The organism is Kriegella aquimaris (genome assembly GCF_900103215.1).
Taxonomy (GTDB): Bacteria; Bacteroidota; Bacteroidia; order Flavobacteriales; family Flavobacteriaceae; genus Kriegella; species Kriegella aquimaris.
In genome coordinates this window covers 1-2773 of record NZ_FNGV01000034.1, presented here as the reverse complement: position 1 = coordinate 2773, position 2773 = coordinate 1, and the positions used below count along the sequence as shown (strand labels likewise).

The window sequence follows — 2773 nt, the reverse complement described above, 5'->3', positions numbered from 1 at the left end:
CCGTAGGCTTCCAAAGGAGTGACGAAAATTTTCATGCTGACAATGAATATATGCGTATTGAGAGTTTCAAGAAAGGTCAGCGTATATACGTGAACTTGCTTCATGCATTTGTGAATCAATTGAATGAATAAATACTACGTACAACCAAGTATATGAAATCATAGCATCCTAGGGGATGCAACGTATCATAGCCCGAGAGTAGACAATAATTACAAAAAATAGATAATAAAAAAAGGTAACCAACTCAAAATAAGCATGAATTGTACTATAAAGAATCACATACTCTAATACTTAATAATATCGAAAGGTTTATTGATTTAACCAAGTTAGAAAAGCAAAAATACCTCTCTTTACTAACTGAAATAAAAGTAAAAAAGAAGGCATTTTTAATGCAGGCTAATGATGTTACTAAATACGAATATTTTATAACAAAGGGTTGCTTAAAGGTTTATACATTAGATGAAGATGGTGCACAGCACATATCAATGTTTGCGGTAGAGGGTTATTGGACTGGTGATATGGCTAGTTTTATGACCAAAGAACCAACACGTTATTTTATTAAGGCTACAGAGCATTCAGAATTACTAGGCATATCTAGGACTAATTATCATTTACTTTTTCAGGAAATACCAAAATTCGAAAAGTTTTATCGCATCCTATATCAAAGGTCACTTATAAGTTATATACAACGTTCCAACCATGGCATGTCCTTAACCGCTGAGGAAAGATATATTGAGTTCAAAAAGAAATATCCAAAAATTGTCAATAGAATTACCCAAAAAGACCTAGCGGGTTATATTGGCATTACACCAGAATTTATGAGTAAAATTATTTCTAAGGTCAACAGAATGTAAAAGTCTTAAACTAGTTCATTTTTTTTCATGTGCTTCTATGGGAATTTTGAAGCATGAAAAAAATAATACTCATTACATCTTTTCTAACTATCGGACTTGCTAACTATTTGCAAGCTCAATTTACACAAGTAGAACTGTTTTCTAGTTTTGATAAAACAGATTTTACATTATTTTCTAGCTATACAATTAATAAGAGTAAAACGCTCAGCGTTAACACACTAGCTTTCTTTCAAAAATTTAGGGACGAAGAAAACCAAGTCTTTGATGAGGCAGGTGTACAACCAACGGTATTTTGGAATATTAATGAGCATATTTCAATTGGTCCATCTTTATATTACAACAGTTTTTCTGGGTATTCAGAACGTTTGTCAGCAAAGTTCACAGTAAAAAATTCACGATTATTATTGATTATTATTCCTACGGTAGCATATTCTGAGCAAAAGGATGCCAGCTATGCCGAAACATTTGCGCAGTTTCAGTTTAATATGCCAATAAATGATAAAGTTTCTCTTTGGTTAAACGGACAGTTTTTAACCGTATGGGATGAATTTAAAACACATTCCAGGAGTTTTCAGCAATTAAGAGCTGGCGTATCATTCGCGGGACATCAGTTCGGTTTTGGTTTGGACTTTGACCAGTATGGCCCTGTCCCAATAGAAAAATCATCTTTCGGTGTGTATTACCGAAAAACTTTATAGACAATTTTAAATCTTAAACATTATGAAACATTTAGTACAAAAACTTTTAAAAACCCATCCAAATATTGGATTCAGCATTGCACGATTAACACTTGGTTTAGTAATGTTTCCGCATGGTGCACAGAAATTACTAGGCCTCTTTGGTGGTTATGGTTATACGGCAACTATGGAAACATTTACAACTCAGATGGGATTACCAAGCTTTGTATCATTCTCAATAATAATGATAGAATTTTTTGGTTCTATCTCACTAATTCTAGGACTTTTCAGTAGATTTTGGGCATTAGCACTCACAGGAATGTTCATAGGCATCATTTATACGACACAGTTAGAGCATGGCTTTTTCATGAATTGGTTTGGTAATCAAGCAGGTGAAGGTTACGAATATTCTCTTCTAATTATCGGTCTTGCGTCAGGCATAATAGTTAATGGTAGTGGAAAATGGTCAATTGATAATTTAATTTCTAAAAAACAGTACTAATGAAAAAAATAATCACAATAGCAGGGAGTAACAGTCAAAAATCTATCAACAAAAGTTTACTGTCCCATACAATTAGTTTATTAGAAAACGTGGAAATTATTTCAATCGACTTAAACGATTATGTTTTACCAATATATGGGGTTGATTTTGAAGCCGAAAATGGCATACCTACCGCTATTAAAAGACTAGACGAGTTGTTTGATAAGGCTGATGGGTTTATAATTGCGTTAGCAGAACACAATGGGACTTACACGACGGCATTTAAAAATATAATAGACTGGTTGTCTCGAGTAAACATGAAAATATGGAGAGGAAAGTCAATGCTTTTAATGGCTGCTTCACCAGGCCGTAGAGGCGGCACAACTGTCTTACAGTCTGCAAAAGCCTATTTCCCATTTCTTGGAGCTAAAGTAGCGTCAGATTTCTCGTTACCAAATTTCTACGATAATTTTTCAGAAGATGCAATTTCTGATAATGAATTGAAAGAAGAATTAAACAAAAAAATTATGCTCTTTGAACAGCATTTAAATAATTAATGAACTATTGCAAACAAAGTAACCGTTGTACAAGCCGTTAGTTCAGAAAACACGGATCCATTCAAGCCTCTTTAAGAGGCTTTTTTCGTGTCAGGTCATAAATGGGAAGCCAGTTTTTGGTGCCTTGTAAAGGCGCTGAACAGGCATTCAAAGGAGTTTTCCACAAATGCCATTAAGCCAAGTCGGCCTGCCCCGCTCTTGACC

4 protein-coding genes are annotated in these 2773 nt (G+C 34.2%); all 4 read left to right on the top strand.

Translation table 11 applies throughout. The features are described 5' to 3' along the window. Nucleotides 1-260: 260 nt before the first annotated feature. From BLS33_RS24490 to BLS33_RS24475, 4 genes are read left to right on the top strand one after another with little or no spacing between them, the layout of a single operon-like run. Nucleotides 261-854 carry a Crp/Fnr family transcriptional regulator gene (locus tag BLS33_RS24490; RefSeq protein ID WP_089895967.1) on the top strand — a complete coding sequence of 198 codons (594 nt, stop codon included), beginning with the start codon at nt 261-263 and terminating at the stop codon, nt 852-854. Between the two features lie 53 nt (nt 855-907). Beyond that, on the top strand, nt 908-1552 hold the full coding sequence (locus BLS33_RS24485; RefSeq protein WP_089895965.1) for a hypothetical protein: 645 nt from the start codon (nt 908-910) through the stop codon (nt 1550-1552). A 22-nt stretch (nt 1553-1574) separates the two neighbouring features. Next, a complete protein-coding gene (locus BLS33_RS24480; protein ID WP_089895963.1) occupies nt 1575-2033 on the top strand; it encodes a DoxX family protein in 459 nt (152 codons plus the stop codon). Beyond that, on the top strand, nt 2033-2569 hold the full coding sequence (locus tag BLS33_RS24475) for an NADPH-dependent FMN reductase (protein ID WP_089895960.1): 537 nt from the start codon (nt 2033-2035) through the stop codon (nt 2567-2569). The genes BLS33_RS24480 and BLS33_RS24475 overlap by 1 nt, the downstream gene beginning before the upstream one ends. Nucleotides 2570-2773 lie beyond the last annotated feature (204 nt).